Source organism: Actinotignum sanguinis (genome assembly GCF_030230305.1).
Lineage (GTDB): Bacteria > Actinomycetota > Actinomycetes > Actinomycetales > Actinomycetaceae > Actinotignum > Actinotignum sanguinis.
Genome location: NZ_JASPCQ010000013.1, coordinates 17,881 through 37,158, shown reverse-complemented (window position 1 = coordinate 37,158; position 19,278 = coordinate 17,881). Strand labels below are relative to the sequence as shown.

At 62.7% G+C, this 19,278-nt stretch carries 11 protein-coding genes; 6 read left to right on the top strand and 5 right to left on the bottom strand.

Annotated features, from left to right (window positions below):
- Positions 1-145: 145 nt before the first annotated feature.
- Together QP828_RS07240 and QP828_RS07235 are read left to right on the top strand one after the other, a co-directional pair.
- Positions 146-979 (top strand): hypothetical protein, encoded by an 834-nt coding sequence (locus tag QP828_RS07240; RefSeq protein WP_274734273.1) that lies wholly within the window; start codon positions 146-148, stop codon positions 977-979.
- On the top strand, positions 922-5,829 hold the full coding sequence (locus tag QP828_RS07235) for a CLIPPER-2 domain-containing protein (protein WP_274734272.1): 4,908 nt from the start codon (positions 922-924) through the stop codon (positions 5,827-5,829). Before QP828_RS07240 ends, QP828_RS07235 begins: the two co-directional genes overlap by 58 nt.
- A gap of 98 nt (positions 5,830-5,927) precedes the next feature.
- Here QP828_RS07235 and QP828_RS07230 read toward each other — a convergent pair whose 3' ends face one another.
- From QP828_RS07230 to QP828_RS07215, 4 genes are all read right to left on the bottom strand, one after another.
- The gene (locus QP828_RS07230) at positions 5,928-6,578 is read right to left on the bottom strand and encodes a LutC/YkgG family protein (RefSeq protein ID WP_016442127.1); all 651 of its coding nucleotides are present in this window, start codon (positions 6,576-6,578) and stop codon (positions 5,928-5,930) included.
- Positions 6,575-8,275 carry a LutB/LldF family L-lactate oxidation iron-sulfur protein gene (locus QP828_RS07225; RefSeq protein WP_274734271.1) on the bottom strand — a complete coding sequence of 567 codons (1,701 nt, stop codon included), beginning with the start codon at positions 8,273-8,275 and terminating at the stop codon, positions 6,575-6,577. The genes QP828_RS07230 and QP828_RS07225 overlap by 4 nt, the downstream gene beginning before the upstream one ends.
- Positions 8,272-9,114 carry a (Fe-S)-binding protein gene (locus tag QP828_RS07220; RefSeq protein WP_016442129.1) on the bottom strand — a complete coding sequence of 281 codons (843 nt, stop codon included), beginning with the start codon at positions 9,112-9,114 and terminating at the stop codon, positions 8,272-8,274. Before QP828_RS07220 ends, QP828_RS07225 begins: the two co-directional genes overlap by 4 nt.
- A 95-nt stretch (positions 9,115-9,209) precedes the next feature.
- On the bottom strand, positions 9,210-10,823 hold the full coding sequence (locus QP828_RS07215) for an L-lactate permease (RefSeq protein WP_274734269.1): 1,614 nt from the start codon (positions 10,821-10,823) through the stop codon (positions 9,210-9,212).
- Positions 10,824-11,376: 553 nt separating this feature from the next.
- Between QP828_RS07215 and nrdH the strand changes: the two genes are divergently transcribed.
- Genes nrdH through nrdE form a run of 3 tightly spaced genes read left to right on the top strand, consistent with a single transcriptional unit; the run spans position 11,377 to position 14,216 of the window.
- On the top strand, positions 11,377-11,640 hold the full coding sequence (gene nrdH, locus QP828_RS07210) for a glutaredoxin-like protein NrdH (protein WP_126135872.1): 264 nt from the start codon (positions 11,377-11,379) through the stop codon (positions 11,638-11,640).
- Between the two features lie 42 nt (positions 11,641-11,682).
- Positions 11,683-12,081, top strand: coding sequence for a class Ib ribonucleoside-diphosphate reductase assembly flavoprotein NrdI (gene nrdI / locus QP828_RS07205; protein WP_016442132.1), 399 nt, complete (start codon positions 11,683-11,685; stop codon positions 12,079-12,081).
- On the top strand, positions 12,063-14,216 hold the full coding sequence (nrdE, locus tag QP828_RS07200; protein WP_375712898.1) for a class 1b ribonucleoside-diphosphate reductase subunit alpha: 2,154 nt from the start codon (positions 12,063-12,065) through the stop codon (positions 14,214-14,216). The genes nrdI and nrdE overlap by 19 nt, the downstream gene beginning before the upstream one ends.
- 110 nt (positions 14,217-14,326) lie before the next feature.
- On the opposite strand, the gene QP828_RS07195 is transcribed toward nrdE, so the two are convergent.
- Complete coding sequence (locus QP828_RS07195; RefSeq protein WP_274734268.1) at positions 14,327-17,494, bottom strand: DEAD/DEAH box helicase; 3,168 nt, start codon at positions 17,492-17,494, stop codon at positions 14,327-14,329.
- 160 nt (positions 17,495-17,654) lie between these two features.
- Here QP828_RS07195 and QP828_RS07190 point away from each other — a divergent pair, with 160 nt between their 5' ends.
- On the top strand, positions 17,655-19,259 hold the full coding sequence (locus QP828_RS07190; RefSeq protein WP_274734267.1) for a trypsin-like serine peptidase: 1,605 nt from the start codon (positions 17,655-17,657) through the stop codon (positions 19,257-19,259).
- Positions 19,260-19,278 lie beyond the last annotated feature (19 nt).

Here is a 19,278-nt window from a genome sequence, read left to right as displayed (position 1 = left end):
GGTGGATATGTGCGCGATGCCACGAATTTGTTGCTAAAGCTTCACCAAAAATTAGGAAAGTATCACTACCATTCATTACAGCTGGTTATAGCAAAAACCACCCGATGGTGGAATTTCTCATCACATTTTCACGCAAGGAAGCTCGATGAATCGACATTTAATGATGCCGCTGGCATCACGGCGGTCACTTATTGCGCTGCTATGCACCGTGCTGCTTCTGAGCTTGGGGTGGGGAGTGCTCCCACAGGCCTCCGCCGCTCCCGCAGCAGGTACGCTCACCAATGTCTCTGTCAGTATTACCGGTGATGACACCTATGGCGATTACGATACCGAGGCAAAGAACGGCAAAGTTGGCTATGGCTCACGGGTGTCTTTCCAATGGGCCTTTGTGGCATCAGATGCCACTGCCACCACGATCTCACAAACCCTTCCGGAAGGCTGGAGTTGGGAGACGGGCCCCGGGCTTGACGCGGTGCTGGGAGGAACATCGAACGGAGTGGAACGCTCCTATACGGTGAGTGCGGATGGGCGGACCCTGACCGCCACGGTGAGTAATGAAGGCGGTGCAGGTACAGCCGCTGTGGTGATTCAGCCCATTATTGCGCGGCCCGGAACCGGGGTGGGGCCGGGCAGCACCTACAGTCCCGAACTCGAGGTCACCGATGCGCAGGGCACACGCACCATTGCGGTATCCGGTGCTCCCAGCCTGGTGGAAGTGGTGGGGCAGCTTGACTTCGATCTTGGGCACGGGAGTGATCCGGTTGATGACTCATCCACCTACCGCGGGGAAGGCTCCTATGATTTCGGTTCCGGGAAGGAAAAGGGCAATTTCTTCGGTTTCACGCCGAAGTACAGCTTCCCCTTCTCTGATCGATGGACATTTGAAAACCCCTCACCACCGCGGTCACATTTAACATCACGGTGCAAGAACCCGGAGCGAGTGCGCCGCGCCCCTTCGTGCCGGAGCGGTGGGCGGTAGTTCCAGTGCGGTCGGGGATCACCGCCGAGAAAGGGGACTCTTTCGGAAAGTTCACCCTCACGGGCGCGCAGGCCCGGGATGGGGATTCGGCAGCCTATGCACAATACCGGGTGTGGATTCCCGCTTCCGACATTGCGAAATTACCTAATAAGACGCTCGTGACGTTCACCAGTTCCGTGGCTCCGGTTAACCCGCGGGGCAGCTCGGCGTCGTCGCCCTCACAACCTCTACACGAAACAAACCTGCTCAATAACACCGAAACCCTCACGTGGACGATTGATCGGCCAACGGAGGGACGGCTCATCACGGATACCACTGCGCGTTACGGTCGCAATCCGGAGGGAAGCGATCCGGACGCGATGCGCACGAGCCCGGGCTTGGGTCATAACGGTGTTGTACCGCCGAATACTCCGTATGCACTGATCGGCATCGCCTACCAGTATCTGGATAACACTCGCCTGGGCGGTCAATACGAAAGCGTGGGCTCGGCCGATAACCAGGTCACCATTGAGCCGGGCGACCCGGCCTACCAGCGTATAGATCCGCGCACCGCGCGCCTGTTCGTGAAAACCAGCGATATCCCCGGGGATCCCTACCCCAAGGGTATGCCTGGCGAAACGGCTAATGGCTACTATGAGATCCCGAAATCGGATTATGACCTGTACGTGCGAGCAGGCGCGAAAGGTAGCCCGGAGCAGCGCGAATTCCGCCCGCTCTCGGAATACTCCGGCGATTTTAGCGATGTTTTTGCGTTGCAAGCGCGCCCCAAAGTGAATAACGGCAACTTGCTGTCCAAACGCACGGGCTCGGCCGCTGCGCTAGATCGGTACCATATGTACTTAACGGTTCAAGCGGTGGCAACGTCGGACGCGGTTTTTGTTGATGATGGCGTTCCCCTCTCCGTGAGTATGCGGTCGAAGTACCAGGGAAGAAGTCAGTACAAAGGTACCGGAGTTCGTATTTTCGTGGCGGTGGGCGAAGCGCGTTTCCAGGCTTCTTCCCTGGCCACTATTAATCCGGACGGAACTGTGGGCAACCGTATAGCGGTCGCGAAAACAAATCATAAGTACCGCTATACCGTTCGTCCTGAAACCTTCCTCGTTCCTAACTCGCCCCACACCACAGCTGCCCATGCACAGGTGCTCATGTGCCTGCCCGCAGAAGTGGTGGACGTGGATCTCTCCCCCGTGGATGCCACCACCTGGAAGGGGAGCAAGGCTACCGATGCGAACCTCTGCGCGGATGGGCGTACCCCGTACCTCTTCGATTACGTGGCCAACGGCGGCAAACTGCCCGTGGGCCAGCCGCTGCCCGAGATTCCTGTCAACCTTCAGGTGGGACCCTATTTACCCGAATCCGGCCAGCTCAATCTGGATTCCTATTTCCGCGGTGACGATCTGAGGAAATGGTATTGGAGGGCCGTGATCGATCAGGCCGGCTGGCAGGCCCAAACCTCCACGGACGTCACCATGGTGCTCGTCGCGGGAGCGAATTACCTCAAGACGCTCCGCGCGCCCAACGTCCAGCGCAACGAACCGGTTTCGTACCTGCTGGAAATGTACAACACCACCATGGATTCCATGGGGCACGCTATTTTCGTGGACGAACTCCCCTACGTGGGTGACGGTCGCGGCACCACCGTGACCCCGGTTCTCACCGGGGTAGAACGCCTCCAGGGTGAGGCCGCCAATGTGCGAGCCGAATACACCACGGCACCGCACGGCACCATCGGAGCAGCTCCGGCCGCGGGCGTAACGTGGCAGGAAGTCACCGCTGCCACGGACCTCAGCCAGGTCACGGCACTGCGTTTCGTCATCAACGATTTCGCGACGGGCCCGGCCGGAGGTGCCCGCTACGCACTCACCCTGGAAGCCCCGCAAGCTGAGGCCGGCGCGGTCATCGCGAATACGATGACCGGACAGTTGCGCACCGCCTCGCATTCGCCGCTTCCGCTCACCGCAGGCGAACCGCAAAGTGCCACCGTGGTCGCCGCCACCGTGAGCGGGCGCATCGCCGTGGATATTAACGACGACGGCGCCAGCGCGGATGACACCGCGCTGGCCGGCGCTACCGTGCGCCTCCTCGATGCCAGTACCGGTGCCCCCGTGCTGGGCCCCAGCGGTGCTCCGTTGGAAACGACGGCGGCAGCCGATGGGACCTACTCCTTTAATAATGTCCTGGCCGGAAACTACCGTATCTCCGTCACCCCACCCGTAACTGACGGGGGCGCCAGCTACGTACCCAGCTACTCACCGGCGGGGAAAGACGGTGCCACTAGCGCCGCGGTAACGGTGGAACGCGCGGCCACACTGGAAGGCCAAGACTTCGGATTCTTCCACGCCCAGCCCGCGCTCACCCTCACCAAGGCAGCCGCGCTCGCGGCCGATGGCACGGGTGCGAATGCGGCGGCCGGTGATACCGTGACCTACACCTTCACCGTGACGAATACCGGGAACGTTCCGCTTGCGCAGGTGGCCCTGAGTGACCCGAAGGTCAGTGGGCTTGTCATGACCTGGCCTGATGCTGCCCAACCGGGCATGTTGGCGCCGGGCGCCGTCGCCACCGGAACCGCGCAAGCCACGCTCACCCAAGCCGATATCGATGCGGGTCGCGTGGATAATACCGCCACGGTGACCGGAACCTCGCCGCACAATACGCAGGTGCAGGCCACCGCGACGGTGACCACGCCGCTGCCGGCCGCCGGTGCACTGACGGTAAGCAAAACTGCTACGCCTCCGGCCACTATCGCGGCCGGCGAGCACGTGCGCTACTCCATTGACGTGCGTAATACCGGGAACGTGACGCTGAGCGGCGTGACGATCACGGATCCGCTGCTGGGTGGAGAGCTAGGCACTATCGCAACGCTGGCACCCGGTGCTTCCCAGCAGGTAACCGGAACCTACACCCTTACCCAGGCCGATATTGACCGCGGCACGCTGGACAATACCGCCACTGCGACCGGCACCGATCCGCGCGGAACCGCGGTGAGTGCCCAGGGTAGTGTGACGGTGTCGCTTCCCGAAGCTCCGGCGCTCGCGGTCACTAAAACCGCTACGCCCCCGGCCACCATCGCGGCCGGCGAGCAGGTGCATTACCGCATCGCGGTGCGCAATACCGGGAACGTCACCCTGCATGGAATTATTGTGAACGATCCGCTGTTGGGCGGGAAACTCGCCACCATCACCACCCTGGCTCCGGGAGCCAGCGGCACGGTGGGTGGCAGCTACACCCTCACCCAGGCCGATATTGACCGCGGCACGCTGGAAAATACCGCCACGGCCGCGGGCGCGTCCCCGCATGGTACCGCGGTGGAGGGTAGTGCCACGGTTACGACCCCGCTTCCCGGGACCGGGGCATTGCGCTTGGTAAAAACGGCCACGCCGCCCGCGCAACTGCGCGCAGGTGAACAAGTGGAGTACATCATTGAGGTGAGTAATAGTGGCAATGTGACCCTGAGCGGCGTGACGATTGCAGATCCGCTACTGGGCGGGGAGCTGGGCACTATCGCAACGCTGGCACCCGGTGCCTCCCAGCAGGTAACCGGAACCTACACCCTTACCCAGGCCGATATTGACCGCGGCACGCTGGACAATACCGCCACTGCGACCGGCACCGATCCGCGCGGCGTTGCGGTTACGGCCAGCGATAGCGCCACGGTGAGTATCCCGGACGGTGCCCAGATCCAGGTGATCAAGCAGGGTAGCGCGCCCGCGCGCCCCGCTGGAACCGTGCGGGCCGGGGACGAGGTCACGTGGACCTTCACCATTGCTAATCGCGGTACCACCACGCTAAGTGAGGTGGCACTGCGCGATGAGCTTCCCGGCTTGAGCGCGGTGACCTTCGGTGAGTGGCCGGGTGCGGCCGGGGTGCTCGCACCGGGTCAATCGGTGACTGCGAGCGCTACCTCGCACATCACCCAGGAACTTCTGGATGCCGGAGCGGTGGAAAATACCGTGGAGGTGAGCGCGACCTCAGCGCGCGGGTTGCTGGTGCGCGATAGCGCAACCGAAACCGTGCTTCTCCCGCAGTGCCCCGGATTCACCCTGGTGAAGACGGGTAGCGTAGAAAAGGAGAAGTCGCGCGCGGGTGACCTCATTACCTGGTTCTTTACGCTGGAGAACACCGGCAATACCACCCTGCGGGATCTTGTCATTCAAGATGACTTCCCGGGTCTGTCCGAGATTGAGTACAGCTGGCCGGGTGCTGCCGGGGTGCTCGCTCCGGGTGAAAAAGCTAGTGCTACCGCTACTTCGGTGCTGACCCAGGAGCAGGTGGATGCGGGTACCGTCCGCAACGATGCCAACGCCACCGGCGTGACCCCCGGAGGGGACACCGTGACGAACAAACCGGGCGACCCGAGCGAACCGGGCACCGGTGGCCACGGTAGTGTCACCATCACCGGCCACCCTGGAATGGTGATGGAGAAAACCGCAACTGTGGACGGGGACGTGATTGTCTATCGTTTCGAGGTGCTCAATACCGGAACAACAACGCTCACCGGCATCACTATCGACGATCCTATGAGCGAGCTGGGGCCCATCGAGTACACCTGGCCGCGTGCGGCAGGGGTGCTGGCACCGGGAGAAAAGCTCGTAGCGCAAGCCCGAGCGAAGATCACCGCGACGATGCAGGGTACGACGGTCACCAATACCGCTACCGTTACCGCGGTGACCCCGAGTGGCGAGAAGGCCACACCGGCGACCGCCAGTGTGGACACGAAGATCCCGCCCGCACCACCAGTCCGCAAGCAACTCAGCCACACCGGTGCTGAGCTTGCGATGCCCATCGCCCTCGCGATTCTCCTCCTGGCCGGAGGCGGAGCGCTGCGGCGGCGGGAAAAGGCTAACTAGCGGGAAGTACCGCTAACGCGGGTACAACATGCAGGGCCCGGCCGGGATCACGATCCCGGCCGGGCCCTGGTGTGCTGGTGGCCGCGCCGCCCGCCTATTTAGCCGGCGACGAGCACGTGCAGCTGGCGTGGGCCGTGCACGCCTTCCACGCGACTCAGCTCGATATCCGAGGTGGCGGAGGGCCCGGCCACGAAGGTAATCGGTTGGCCATCGCGCACCGAATCCTGGAGCCGGGTCATCGCCTCGGGGGTATTGGAAACAACCTGATCGGCGCGCAGCACGCACACATGCGCATCAGGTACCAGGGTGAGCGCACGCCGGCCCTGGTCGGCGCGATGGTCCATGGCAAAAGTACCGGTATTGGCCACCCCGACAGCGGCGGCCGTCACCACCGCATCAATATCGTTCAGCTGGCGGGCGCTGAGGTTATCGTCGTCGTACACCTGGAAACCATCCTCCGCAATAGCCGCGCGCCAGGAAGAATCCAGCCCCGCGGGAAGCACCACGGAGCGCGCGCCGATGGCGTGCAGGTGGGCGACGATAGCCGCCGGGACCGCCTCCGGGGCGACCCGCTCCACGTCGGCCTTGTAATCGGCCACGAGCTCGAGGAAATAATCCACGAGGTCGCCCTCAATGGCGGTGGGCTGGTTGTATTCCCAGCTGATCGCGGATTCTTCCGGATCCCGGCAGGGCACATCACCGAGCGCGGAGCGAATCCGCGCGAAAATCTCATCGCGTGCCGAGGTCATGACAGCTCCTCTGTGGTTGGGCGGCCGAAAATATCAGGTGCGGGCGAAACCGGCCCCGCGGTGGGCGGCACTTGTCCGGCTCCGGGCGGTAGCTGCGCGGGCGGAGCGGCGGGGGAGCCGTCGATCAAATTTGGATCGCAACCGAGCTGATGCAACTGCCCCTTCTGCAACTCTTTCTGGAAACGCTTGAGCTGCCGTGCTTCGCGTTTCTTGCGCCGCGCGAACGTGGCGCGGGCACTGCGCTTGGGCAGCATGGGAACATCACGGGCCCGGGTCCAGCGGTGCACGCCGGGAATATGCCAATTCCCGATGTAATGCATGAACAGGCCCATCACGCGCCCGCCCACGCTGGCCAGCCGGGCTGCGGCCTCCAGGCGCCAGCCCTTGCCCATCACCCAGCCGCCTCCGGCCATAAGGATCGGTTCCACATGCGGGCGCAGGCCCGCTTCGGCCCGTTTCTTATCCACCGCTTTGCGCCGCAGGTGCACGAGGATATTCGAAATCGGGATTTTCACCGGGCACACTTCATTACACGCCCCGCACAGGGTGGAGGCGAAGGGCAGGGAGCGATCCACCGCCGATTCCAGGCCGCGAATTTGCGGATTGAGAATCGCGCCGATAGGCCCGGGGTAGACTGACCCGTAGGCGTGCCCGCCCACTTTCTCGTAGACCGGGCAGATATTCAGGCAGGCCGAGCAGCGAATGCAGCGCAGCGCCGCGCGCCCCACCGGGTCGGAGAGCACCTTGGTGCGCCCGTTATCGAGCAAAATAATATGTACATCGCGCGGGCCATCACCTTCGCGCGCGCCGGTCCAAATAGTTCCGTAGGGCGCCATGCGCTCACCGGTGGACGAACGCGGCAGCAGCTGCAAGAACACTTCGAGATCCTGGAAAGTGGGGAGAATTTTCTCGATACCCACCACGGAAATGAGGGTTTCCGGCAGGGTGAGATTCATACGCCCATTACCTTCGGATTCCACCACCACCAGGGAACCCGTTTCCGCAATGGCGAAATTCGCGCCGGAGATCCCCACCTTGGTGCGCATGAACTTTTCGCGCAGGTGCACGCGCGCCGCGGCGGCCAGCTCGGCCGGCTCATCGGTCACATCGGGCGGGCAGGGAGTGCCGTACTGGCCCATTTCCCGCAGGAAAATCTCACGCACCTCGCTACGATTGCGGTGAATCGCGGGCACGAGGATATGGCTGGGGCGGTCATGCCCGAGCTGCACAATAAGCTCGGCCAGGTCCGTTTCCCACGCCGCGATCCGCGCTTCTTCCAGGTGTTCGTTCAGGTCAATTTCCTGGCTGACCATGGACTTCACCTTGGTGACTTCGCTTTCCCCGGTGGCGCGCACCAGGTCGATAACGATCTGGTTGGCTTCCTCCGCATCGCGCGCCCAGTGCACGTGCGCCCCGGCCGCGGTGGCGTTCTTTTCAAACTCTGCCAGGTAGTAATCGAGGTGGCGCCCCACCCGGTTCTTAATATCGGCGCCGGCCTGGCGGATATCCTGCCAATTATCCAGCTCGCTCACCACCGCCTGCCGCTTGGCGCGAATGGTGTGGGTGGCGTGATGGAGATTCTTCGCCTGCGTTTCGTTACCCAGCTCGCGTACCGCGGCCTTGGGGAAGGCCGGGGAATCAAGCAGATCCCCGTCGGGCGGGGCCGGGGTGAGGCGTTCCAATTTCAGTGTTTTCATGCGATCCTCCCGGTGGGGGTTGTTGCGGCGCCCGGTACAGCCGCAGCGCCTACGGTTCCCGCCCCGGCGCTCGCACCAACGGGTGCGGTCTGCACCAGCAAATTGACCATGTGAATGGGGCGCACGGGTTTCTTCTCCCGGTGGAGAATCCCCCCGAAATTCATGAGGCAAGCATTATCGAGGCTCGCCACGTATTCCGCCCCGGTTTCCAGCACGTGCCGGGCCTTATCGCGCCCCAGCGCAATAGACACGTCCGAGTTCTTCACGGAGAACGTGCCCCCGAAGCCGCAGCACTGGCGCATATCCTCCAGCGGGATATATTCCAGCCCGCGCACCGCCTGCAGCAGGCGAATGGGGCGATCACCCACCTCGGCCACGCGCAGCGAATGGCAGGAGGCGTGATAGGTCACGGTATGCGGGAAATACGCGCCCACATCCACCGTCCCGAGCACATCCACGATGAACTCGCTGATGTCGTAGACCCGTTTCTGCACTTCGTGGACGCGCCGCGCCAGCTCATCTTCACCGGCATCCAGCGCCAGCATCTCGTGCTGTTCGCGCACCGAACCCACGCAGGATCCGGAGGGCCCCACAATATAGTCGTAGTCCTCAAAAGCTTCGAGGAAAGCCCGCACGCTCGGCAGCGCCCGATCAAAATAACCGGTATTCGTGAACATCTGGCCGCAGCAGGTCTGGGCGCGCGGGAATTCCACCTCGCACCCGAGCCGCTCAAGCAGCACCGCGGTATTATTCACGGTATTCGGGAACATCACCTCGTTAATACAGGTGGCGAAAACCGCAACTTTCTTGCGCGGTTCCGGCCCGGGAATCAGGCTCATATCAACTCTTTTCTTTCGTTTTTGTTACGACGACGGCGCCGCTGCGCGGCGCTGTGCCCGGCCACCCGCGGAACTGAGGCGGGGCAGGAATTCATTTAGGCGAGGAACCCAACCAGCAGGCAGAGCAGGATGAGCAGGCCGCAGGCCCAGGGCAGAGACCGGCGCAGCAGCACGGATTCCTCGCCGACCATATCCACCCCACCGGTGGCAATTGCCAGGGTTTGCGGGCTGATCATTTTGCCCACGGCCCCGCCCACGGTATTGCAGGCAACCAGCAGCCCCGGGTCCGCCCCGATCTGGGTGGCGGCGGTGTGCTGTAGATTGGCGAAGAGCGCCGTTGTGGAGGTTCCCGAACCGGTGACCGCGGTGCCGATCCACCCCAGAATCGGGGCGAGGAAGGGGAATACGGAACCGGCTCCGGCAATCCAGGTGCCGATCGTGAGGGTTTGCCCGGAAAGGTTCATCACGTAGGCGAGGGCGAGCACGGAACCGATGGTGAGGAAAGTCCAGCGCAGCTTATAAACCTGGGCGAACATCAGGCGTGCCACTGCGCCCGGCTTCATCCGGTAGCAGGCGGCCAGCACCAGGGCGGTCAGGAGCAGCAGGGTGCCCGGGGAGCTCAACCAGGCGAAAGTGTAGGTGGTGGAGGCGGCGGGCGTACCGTCGGCCCCGCGCACCAGATTCTCACCCCCGGCCCACAGGGCCGGCCAGTGGATCGTCACATTCGTGGCGGCCAGGGCACCGCGGATCGCCGGCACCATCTGGGTGGTGACGAAAACGGCCACGATGAGTACGTAGGGGAAGATCGCCCAGGCCAGGGCCGCGGGGCGGATCCGTTCGGTGGCCGGCCGGGGTGCGGCGCCGGTGAGGCGCTCGGCCGCGGCCCGGCTCCCGCGCGGTTGCCAGATGCGCAGCAGCGCGATTCCCACCGCCAGGCTCACTAGCGCGGGCACCATATTGACCAGGCCGGGGGCCAGGGTGCGGGCCGCGAACCAGGTGCTCAGCGCGTAGGAGGCGCCCACCGCCAGGGCCAGGGGCCACACCTGAGCTAGGCCGCGCCAGCCGTCCATAATGAGGAGCAGCGCGAAGGGGATGAGCCAGACGAGCACGCTGGTTTGTTCGCTGATCTGGGCGGAAAGAGTGGCGGCATCGATGCCGGTGAGGTTCGCGCCGGTGAGCACGGGTGTGGCCATTGCCCCGTAGGGCACCGCGAAGGTATTGCCCACCAGCACCGTGAGAGCCGCTTTCCAGGGCGCGAAGCCGAGGGCGAGGAGCATAACGCCGCAAATCGCCACCGGCGCCCCGAAACCGGCCAGCGCTTCGAGGAGGGCGCAGAAACTGAAGGCGATGAAAATGCCCAGGGCCCGCGGATCGGGGGAGAGTCGCGCGAAGGCCTGCATGAGGGTGTCATGGTGCCCGGAGGCCACCGTGAGCTCGAACAGGATAATCGCGGTGAGAACGATCCAGGTAATGGGGAAGATGCCGAAAACGGCGCCTTCCAGGCCGGCGGATAGCGCCATTCCGGCGGGCATACGGAAAGTGAAAATCGCTACCGCAAGCGCAACGACGACGCCGCATACCCCCGCCCAGTGCGCTTTCATATGCACAACGCCCAGCAGGAAGAACACCGTGAGGAGCGGCAGGAGGGCCACGAGCGCGGAGAGGGTGAGACTCCCCAGTGGCGCGGCGGTTTGTGTAAAGGCTTCCACGATGTTCTCCTTTTCATCGCACGAGGTCGGCTCGGATACGGGTCGGTGAGCAGCGTTGGTCACGGCGGTCGAATCCGAATCCGCTTAAGTCTGATTAGAATCGTACGGACGTAGGTCACAAGATAAAAATTGAGAGCGCTGAAATGCGGGTGATATTGCGCACAAAAAGGCCGGTAAGGGACTCCTTACTCTGGTGGAAAATTGGTAAATGTGCTAAATGATCCGGCGTGCTGTGCGGGTGTCTAGAGGTGTAGCTGACGTGCTGTTCATTTTGTGCGGCCTGCGGGTGGCCCATGCGTGCTCGTGCGGACGGCCCGCGACCAACTCGCAGCCCACCCGCAGGACACGCCGAGCGGGGTGGTTACCAGCTTCACAAAGCGCGGGCCCAAAGTCCCAAAACCGCGGAAATGAGCGCAAAGCGGGAGTGGTGGCGGCGTCGTAACAACCACAAGTTCTAGTGGTCTTTTGTTCTAGGTGCCACTAGGTGTAGTGTTTAGCCTTGTAGTCGTTCCACCACGCACACAGCGTGACAATCCGAAACCGAGGAGACCTCATGAGCATTACCGTCTACACCAAGCCCGCGTGCGTGCAGTGCAATGCCACCAAGCGTGCGCTCGATAAGGCGGGGCTGGAGTATGAGCTCGTGGATCTCACTCAGGATGCGGAGGCCCTCGCGGCGGTTAAGGCCCTCGGGTACCAGTCGGCGCCCGTGGTTATCGCGAACGGTCATCACTGGTCCGGCTACCGCCCCGATGAAATCAAGGCGCTCAAAGCCGGCGCGCAGGCCACCGCGGAACCCACCCTGGTGACTGCCTAAGCTGGCGGTGCGGCCGCGTGCCGCCCGCTGAGGAAAGAACCGATGGCACGTATCGTCTATTTTTCTTCTCAAACAAATAACACGCACCGGTTCGTGGAAAAGCTCGGCTACGATGCCGTGCGCATCCCTATCCACGGCGAAACGCCCGTGGTGGATGAACCCTACGTGCTTATTTGCCCCACCTACGGTGGCGGGAACCATCGCGGTGCCGTGCCGCGCCCCGTCATCAAATTCCTCAATAACGAACACAACCGTGCTCTCATCCGTGGGGTGATCGCTGGAGGAAATACCAATTTTGGCGATGTTTACGGACTCGCCGGGGATGTTATCTCCGCAAAATGCGGCGTCCCCATGATGTATCGCTTTGAACTGCTCGGCACGCCTACGGACGTTGCCACGGTTAAGGAAGGTTTGGAACAGTTTTGGGCATCGCAACACTAACGGACACCGGTTCGGAAAACCTGGATGATTCGCTCGTGGATTACCACTCGCTCAATGCCGAGCTCAATTTGTACGACGCCGAGGGCAAGATCCAATTCGAGAAGGATCACGAAGCCGTGCGGCAGTACTTCCTCCAGCACGTCAATAAGAACACCGTGTTTTTCCACGACCTGGAAGAAAAACTGGAGTACCTCGTACGCGAAGGCTACTACGAAAAGCGCGTGATCGAGGCTTACGATATGGCCTTTATTAAGGAGCTCTACAAGAAGGCCTACGCGCATAAGTTCCGTTTCCCCACGTTCATGGGGGCCTTCAAGTACTACACCTCCTACACCCTGAAAACCTGGGATGGCACCCGCTACCTGGAGCGTTTCGAGGATCGGGTCTGCATCGTGGCCCTCGCGTTGGCCGATGGGGATACCGAGCTGGCCACCAACCTCATGGAAGAGATGATCACCGGGCGTTTCCAGCCGGCCACCCCCACTTTCCTCAATGCCGGTAAGCAGGCGCGCGGGGAACTGGTCTCCTGTTTCCTGCTGCGGGTGGAAGACAATATGGAATCCATCGCCCGCGCGATTAACTCCGCGCTCCAGCTCTCCAAGCGCGGGGGCGGGGTGGCACTCAACCTCACCAATTTGCGTGAACAGGGCGCCCCGATTAAGCGCATCCAAAACCAGTCTTCCGGGGTGAACCCGGTGATGAAGCTGCTCGAGGATTCGTTCTCCTACGCGAATCAGCTCGGGGCGCGCCAGGGTGCGGGGGCCGTGTACCTGCACGCCCACCACCCGGATATCATGCGGTTCCTGGATACCAAACGCGAAAACGCGGATGAAAAAATCCGTATTAAGACGCTTTCCCTGGGTGTGGTGATCCCGGACATTACCTTCGAGCTGGCGAAGAACCGCGAGCCCATGTATCTTTTCTCCCCCTATGACGTGGAGCGGGTCTACGGCAAGCCGCTCACCGAGATCTCGGTGAGTGAAAAGTACCGTGAGATGGTCGATGACAAGCGCATTAAGAAAACGAAGGTCGATGCGCGTCAGTTCTTCCAGACCCTCGCCGAAATCCAGTTCGAATCCGGCTACCCGTACATCGTGTACGAGGACACCGTCAATAACACCAACCCGATTAAGGGCCGGATTACCATGTCCAATCTGTGCTCGGAAATCCTCCAGGTATCCGAGCCGTCTGAATACAATGCGGATCTTTCCTACAAGCATGTGGGCAAGGATATTTCCTGCAATCTTGGCTCTCTCAATATCGCCAAGGCGATGGATTCTGAGGACCTGGGTAAAACCGTGGAGATCGCGGTGCGTGCCCTCACGGCGGTATCCGACCAGACCAGCATCGATTCGGTGTCTTCCATTAAGCGCGGCAACGATATGTCTCACGCTATCGGGCTGGGGCAGATGAATCTGCACGGCTACCTGGGCCGCGAGCGGATCTTCTACGGGAGCGAGGAAGCCCTCGACTTCACCAATATGTACTTCTATACGGTGGCCTACCACGCGATTCGTTCCTCCATGCTGCTGGCGAAGGAGCGGGGGGAGCGCTTCGAAGGTTTCGAGGATTCCACCTATGCGAACGGTGCTTACTTCACGAAGTACCTCGAGCAGGAATGGGTCCCGCAAACCGAGCGGGTGCGTGAGCTGTTCGCGGCGCACCATATCCCCACCCGGGAAGATTGGGCGCAGCTGGCCGCGGACGTAGCGGAATACGGGATGTACAACCAGAACCTCCAGGCGGTTCCGCCCACCGGTTCCATCTCCTATATCAACCACTCCACCTCCTCGATCCACCCGATCGTCTCCAAGATTGAGATCCGCAAGGAAGGCAAGATCGGGCGGGTGTACTACCCGGCGCCGTATATGACTAATGACAACCTGGAATACTTCCAGGATGCTTACGAAATCGGCCCCCAAAAGATCATCGACACCTACGCGGTGGCCACCCAGCACGTGGACCAGGGGCTATCCCTCACGCTGTTCTACCCGGACACTGTGACCACGCGCGATGTCAATCGCAATTACATCTACGCCTGGCGCAAGGGCATTAAGACGCTCTACTACATGCGTATCCGCCAGGCGGCCCTTCAGGGCACCGAAGTGGAAGGTTGCGTCTCCTGCATGCTGTAGGTATGTGGTGTTTACTCGCGCGGAGTGAGTGAACGGCGGGCCGGTTGCGTGGAAACGTAACCGGCCCGCACGGCTTAAGCGCGGGCGCGGGTGGCGGTACGACGGCGCAGCTAGCGGCCCTCCGGCCCGGTGAGCTCCAGAAGGGAGCGGATATCCGCCCCGGAGATCGGCCCGCGGGCCGCCTCATCCACCATGCCGGCCAGCTCGCGTTTGCGCGCCTGCAAGGCGATGACCTTCTCCTCGATGGTATCCGCCGAGGCAAGCCGGTACACGGTGACCGGTTTATCTTGGCCAATGCGATGGGCGCGGTCAATGGCCTGCTCTTCGGCGGCCGGATTCCACCACGGATCCATAATGTATACATAATCGGCTTCCGTGAGGGTGAGCCCGGTGCCGCCCGCTTTGAGGGAAATAAGGAAAACCGGGGCGCTACCAGCGCGGAACGCCGCAATCGCGCCGGCGCGATCCCGGGTGGACCCATCCAGGTAGCTATAGGTAATACCCTCTCGATCAAGCTGGTGGGCAATACGTTCCAGATAGGTAGTGAACTGGGAGAACACCAGGGCGCGGTGCCCCTCGGGAATAATCTGCTGGAGGTGCTCAAGGAGCAGCGTGGTTTTCGCTGGCGGGGTGGTAATGCGCGGATCCACCAGGCCCGGGTCAATCGCCATGCGCCGCAGCCGGGTGAGCGAGGCCAGAATCGAGATGCGATTAGCGTTCGGGTCGTCGATAAGCCCCAGGATTTCCTGGCGTTCGCGTTCCAGTTGCTTGCGATAGCGCTGCGCGTGGGCCGGTGCGAGGGGAACGCTGAGCTCGGTGACCGTGCGCGGGGGAAGGTCTTTGGCGACCTCGGCTTTGCGGCGTCGTAACATAAAGGGCCGCACCAGGCGCGTGAGCAGCGCGGCCGCCTCCTCATCATTGAATTTCTCAATGGGGTTCTGGAACTTTTCCGTGAAACGCGCGTGCCCCGGGAGCAGGCCGGGGCTGGTGAGGGCCAGCAGGGCCGCCAAATCCGAGAGGCTATTTTCCACCGGGGTGCCGGTAACCGCGAACGTCCAGGGGCGGGTGAGCGCGGCGACGGCGCGATAGCCCACCGTGCTGGGATTCTTCACCGCCTGGGCTTCGTCGAGGATAACCCCGCCCCACTCCACTTTCGCGTACTCCGCCCGCTCGAGGCGCAGCAGGGTATAGGAGGTCACCACAATATCCGCGCTCGCGGCAATACCCGCCACATCCTGTGAACGGCGTTTACCTGAGCCGGTGATGGTGTGCACGCGCAGCTCCGGGGTGAAGCGGGCCGCTTCGCTGCGCCAGACCGGCACCACGGAGGTGGGAGCCACCACGAGCACCGGGCCTTCCAACTTGCCCTCCGCGCGTTCGCCGCTGATCATGGCGAGCATTTGCGCGGTTTTACCCAGGCCCATATCGTCGGCCAAGATGCCGCCGTAGTGAGCCCGTGCCAGGTGGGTGAGCCAGGAATAGCCAGCCTCCTGGTAGCCGCGCAGGGTGCCCTGGAAAGTTTCGGGAACCGGCACCGCCTCGCCAAGGTGATCAAGCTGGCCCAGCGCATCGGTGAGCGCCTGCGGATTGGCCAGCGCCGATAGATCCAGGGCGTGCACCCGGGCCCGGGGCACGGAAATGCTTTCCGGGGTGACGGTGCCGAGCGCTGCGGCGTCGTACAAAAGCTGGCGCAACGCATCGAAATCGCTTCCCAGCGGGATGACCACATCTCCGAGCACCAGATGGTAGGTGCCGCTAGTGAGGGCATCGTAGAGGACGGGGAGGGGGACCTCGTGCTCCCCGACGGTGACGGTCACGCCCAGATCCAGCCAGTCGCGATCCTCGGTGACGGTGGTGGTGAGGACCGGGGCTTCGGTGAGGACGGTGAGGTCCGCGTTCTCCTCGAATATGACCGAGATTCCGGCTGCGCGCCAGGCGGGAACGATATCCTCGCGCAGGTGCTGGTAGCTGGTGATATCCAGGTTGCAGCCGCGCGGGAAGTGGAGGTCCGGCATCTTGGCTGCGAGCCAGGCCCTTTGAGCTGCCCGAAGTTGGTCCTGCGGCAGCTGCATGATGCCACTTCCCCGGGTAAGCGGTGTATACAACGCTGGTGCGTCGCTCGGTTCCGTGCCGTCGGCGCCCAGCAGCTGGCGTTCCGCGTACCACTCCAGCAAGAACGGCCCGGTGATCCTACTGGTGAGTTCGGCGGGCGCGGGGCGGCGGATCCGGGCGTGCAGCACCGGCTCGGAGAAACGATGGGGCGTGAACGCGCCATCGGGGGAAACAACCCTGATATCGGGCGGCAGGGCAGGGAGGAGGTTGAGTTCAAAAACGGGGATTTCCGCGGCGGGGATGCGCAAGGGCTGCGCGGAGGCCAAGGTTTCGGAGAGAGCGCCGGGCAGGTTCGGGCTGACCCGGCCAAGCACGTAGGAATCGTTTTCGTAGCTGATGGCGAGGGCCGGTTCGGTGCCTTCGATAACGGCGGCCGGGGTGCCTTGCGGTGTTTCTGGTAGCACTCGCAAGAGCAGATCCTCGCTCCCGCGTTCGCGGGCCGATAAGCTGAGCTGGGCTCCCCAGGGCGCTTTATCAAGGAGGAGCGGCTGGTCGGTATCCCCGCAAAAAAGCTCCACCCCCGCATCGCGGGCATTTTCCAGATAGGCCATCGCCGTGGTACCCAAACTTTGCAAGGAAATACTCGGATCAAAAAATGAGGCGCGTTTGGCTACATCATGTAATTCTTGCAGTGCCGCAAGCTGGAGGGGGTCCAAGCTTTCCGTGGAAGAACTATAGCCACGCGAAGGCGAGATAGTGGACCAGGTGGTGGTGCGGCGTGACCACTCGCCGTTGAGATTCCGCTGGGTCGGGCGCAGCAAACCCGTGACCGCCCCGCTTTCCGTATTGCGGCTAAGAATAAGCCCGAGACCGCGTGTTACCGGGCGAGGCTCGTGTGCGGCCAGGGTATCGGCAAGCAGCGTTGTCCACGAACGCTCCCGCGCACGGCCTGCGTATATCAGCAACGTGGCGACGATGTGCTTACACCGCGTTGAAACCGGGCAGGAACAGGAGGCGGTGAGGGGATGCACCGAGGTAACGACAACCCGATAGGTGTGCCCGTTACCGAGCACGCGCGCTGAGATGCCGTAGGCAGTTTCGGTTACATCAAGAACGTGGCCATCTAACGCGTATCTCTGCCCCCGCGCAATCGTGGGAGGCGAGAAATAAAGCTCGTAGAAATCCGAGGTAAGCGCTGCGATAGCAGAGCGAAGTGTGCCGGCCATCCTTTAATTTTAAGACGCATCCGGGGATGGGGAAAGTCCGGGCTCCGGGTTCTCCGGGCCGGGCTCCGGCGGGCGAACCGAGCGCGTCGCGTTCGGGGCGGCGCGGTAGGATGGGTGCCACTTCCGCGGAATCACCCCGCGGAGAAAGAAGGCAGAGCAGGTGAGGAATCGGTATCGGCACGCGGGCACCCTGGCGGTGCTACTGGGCACGCTGCTCACGCTGGGTCTGGTAGCGGGGCTAGTGGGCGGCTGCGCACTGGTCAAAGCCCCGGTGCTCGCCGCTCCGATTCCCCGCCCGGTTACGTACGATAATTTTGGCGACGACGCCGTCGCCGTCGTTTTAGACGACGGCGACAACCTTAGCCAACGCGATCTCGATGCCGAATTTGACGACTCGGGCATTGTGGACGGCCGGGTTTTGGCCGCCGCCTACCACCGCGGTGCCGGGTTTCCCGATTCTGTGAACGCTGCTCTGAGCGACGATCCCAAGGTGAGCGACGTCGGCCTGGGGGAGGGCCTGCCCGGGGCGGGCTACAACTTCCCGGGAATCCCGCAGGTGGGTACCTTCTTCCACGTCGTTCCGGGAACCACCCAGGTGATTCGGGGATGCACCGGCGTGGTGCTCGATACCCCGGGCCGCTCCCAGATTCTTTCCGCCGCGCACTGCTGGCCCGGAGATGCCTTCGCCGCCACCGTTTTTGTGCCCCAATTCGCCATTATCGCGGGTGCCGCCTATATCCCCCACGGCATTTGGCGCATCGACCCGGACGCCGTGGTCATCAACGATGCGTATTACAGCGATGATGACGATGCGGATCGGTACGACGCCGCCATCCTCACCGCGGACCCGGACCGCTTCGGAAACCTCCTCGAAGATGTAACCGGCGGGCTATCCATCGCGGAGGTAAGCCCGGAACAACCCGATATTGAGGTAATCGGCTACCCGGTGGCCGAATCCTTCGAGGCTGATAATTACACGTCCGCCTACCCGCGCCACTGCCGCAATTCCACCGAAACGTTCACGGAGAACGGCGTGGATTACTTCCATATCGAATGCGCCGGGATGCCCACCGGGGTCTCCGGCGGGCCCTGGCTCCAGCAGAACGAGGGCGGAGAATGGGCCATTGTGGCGATTACCGGCGGGGCACAGGACGGCGGGGGCTATACCGATGACGAATCCGTGGGCGTCCCCATGGATAACCTCATCGCTGACCTGCTGGAAGAAGCCCGTATCACCCTGGAGGATGCCACCCTGGAGCCCGGCAAACCGGCGCATGAAGTCCTCGGCTACCTGGGTGGCCAGCCCGACCGCGCGGATGCTTTCACCGTATGGCCCTCCGGGGCGGTCGCGCTCTACCTGGATGCCGGTAGCGGAGAGGAAACCCTGCCGCGAGCCGAAGAAGAAACCGGCGAGGTATCCCAGTTAAATGCGGCGCGCACGTTTCGTTCCGTGCGGATCCTCGGTGGGCGTGATCGCCGTTTACGTAATCTCCGCACTCTCGCGGCCGGGGACCTGGACGGCTCCGGCATGGCCGATATCCTCACCCTCGGGCGGGATGGCGCCCTCATCCTCTGGCACGATCCGGGGCTTTTCGGCCTGCGCCACCCCGAGCACCTCAACCCGTATCTCCCCCTCGAATTCACCAATGTGGAGAAGATGAGTATCGCTGATGACACCCTCACCGTCACCGGCACCGATGGCACGACGACGCAGTATGCGGATATCTCCGAGCAAGGTATCCAGCCCCGGTCGCGCACCTCATGACCTGGCTCGCACCGCTTAC

Excerpts from the sequence above, each read along its gene's own strand:
- QP828_RS07240 (WP_274734273.1), top strand. The coding sequence starts at position 146 with ATGAATCGACATTTAATGATGCCGCTGGCATCACGGCGGTCACTTATT.
- QP828_RS07230 (WP_016442127.1), bottom strand. The coding sequence starts at position 6,578 with ATGACCTCGGCACGCGATGAGATTTTCGCGCGGATTCGCTCCGCGCTC.
- QP828_RS07225 (WP_274734271.1), bottom strand. The coding sequence starts at position 8,275 with ATGAAAACACTGAAATTGGAACGCCTCACCCCGGCCCCGCCCGACGGG.
- QP828_RS07220 (WP_016442129.1), bottom strand. The coding sequence starts at position 9,114 with ATGAGCCTGATTCCCGGGCCGGAACCGCGCAAGAAAGTTGCGGTTTTC.
- nrdH (WP_126135872.1), top strand. The coding sequence starts at position 11,377 with ATGAGCATTACCGTCTACACCAAGCCCGCGTGCGTGCAGTGCAATGCC.
- nrdI (WP_016442132.1), top strand. The coding sequence starts at position 11,683 with ATGGCACGTATCGTCTATTTTTCTTCTCAAACAAATAACACGCACCGG.
- QP828_RS07195 (WP_274734268.1), bottom strand. The coding sequence starts at position 17,494 with ATGGCCGGCACACTTCGCTCTGCTATCGCAGCGCTTACCTCGGATTTC.